Genomic DNA, 1,627 nt, shown 5'->3' with positions numbered 1-1,627 from the left:
AAGACTGCAGATGTGATCTTGGGATTGTTGCCAGTGGTGGGACAACTAGATGGTGCAGTGACGTTGCTGACGGGTCGGACCATGGCGGGCACGGAAGTGGGTGGAGCGGAGCGAGGGTTAGCCATAGGAAGTATCATACCGGCAGGGAAGATGATCGGGGGCATAGCCGGGGATATCTTGTCAGCAGTTAAACCCACGACAGCCACTGTCTTAAACATAGCCGATGATGCGAATAGGGCGTGGGATGGTGTATGGGCGATAAGCTGGAATCCGCTGACAGGGCCGGGCCCGCTCGGAAAAGAAATTGCTAGCACATTCCGTAGCTTCACATACACTGAGCATGTTCTTCAGGAGAGCACTATACTTTATCGGGTTTACAGCGATCCAAGTAAAGCCATAGGCCCTTATTGGACAAGAACAGCTCCTTCTGGACCTGTTCAGTCCATCATGGATAGTGCTTTAAATCCAATTTGGGGTAAAAAGCGACCAGTGTAATCAAGATTAATGTTCCCGCAGGAACGAGGATTTATGAAGGCACAGCAGCCCCTCAAGGAAGTTTACTGGGAGGCGGAAATCAAATTTATATGATGCCTGGAACAGTGGATCCGGCTTGGGTGGTGCCATGAGTAAATGTCCCTGGGAAGAGATAATTGGTTTTCAAAGCCCTGGCGAATTTCAGCGCTTTCAGAGCTGGATTGAAGAGCAAATTAAGCTTGGAAACGCTGAAGAAGTGCCTGTCGATCCATCTTGCATAGGGGCATACTGGAACCAGAGATGGTTACGACATAAAGCTTCCGGAGTTGTCTGGCGATTGGTAGAACCTGACCCACCTTTTACAGGCGTTTTTCAGCCAGTGGATTCTCAATAAGAGCGATTTAATAAGTAACCTTAGCTCAACTTATATCTCGTCCTGCTTGGCTCGCCTGTAAGACCACCGCATCATTACATGAACTGGGAATATGACCTGACGACAGTTACAAGATGGTGAAAGGAACCTAGGGATTCGTATCCGCAACGGAGGCGGGATCCGCGCTGAATAGTAGGTTCGTGGATTAAAGAAACTGCTGACATACTCACAATTGATATACGAAAGCCATCCATGAAAAACTAATAGCAAGAGCGTTACGAAAACGCAGCTCATCGCGCATCCCTGCCGGGTATATTGCTAACATACTTTTCACGCAAACAAAACCAATCGATAAACACTTACACCCTGCACCGCACCGTCGAAGAAAGCTTGTCCAGAGTGGAATTGCACTGACGATAGCACGCAAACCTCGAGACAGTCTCAATACCTTCCCTGATTGAAGTTCATTGTGAGCTGGAGCAAACCCTCATAGACTTCCGAATATTCCAATGCATATCCTTTTTGTGGGTTTAGATTCTGATCTATTATGGCCTCTAAAAAGTTAGGGTCTTTCCCCTAATGCATCCAAAGATCGATGGGCAGATTCCTTTTAACTACTTAAATTAGGACAACAAAGATTCAAGAAGCACATTAGCTTAATCTCGAGGTGTTTTTCAATATATCTGACCGTGCTAAAGCCCCTAATCCATGCAGTAAGATAATACTAGCAGCCTACCGAAGAGCTACAGACCGCACATCCTAAACCCAATTCATCACCTC

The 1,627-nt window shown here is 46.9% G+C and carries 2 protein-coding genes; both read left to right on the top strand.

Going from position 1 to position 1,627, the window contains the following annotated elements; all coding sequences use genetic code 11:
* Positions 1 to 495, top strand: a 495-nt coding sequence (locus NZM04_05310) for a hypothetical protein (protein MCS7063450.1), incomplete at its 5' end; no start/stop codon positions are given.
* Positions 496 to 622: 127 nt separating this feature from the next.
* Positions 623 to 868 carry a hypothetical protein gene (locus tag NZM04_05305; protein MCS7063449.1) on the top strand — a complete coding sequence of 82 codons (246 nt, stop codon included), beginning with the start codon at positions 623 to 625 and terminating at the stop codon, positions 866 to 868.
* Positions 869 to 1,627 lie beyond the last annotated feature (759 nt).

The sequence above is a fragment of the Candidatus Methylacidiphilales bacterium genome (assembly GCA_025056655.1).
GTDB lineage: Bacteria > Verrucomicrobiota > Verrucomicrobiia > Methylacidiphilales > JANWVL01 > JANWVL01.
Note: the sequence above shows the minus strand (reverse complement) of the source record. Positions and strands in the feature narration are given on the sequence as shown.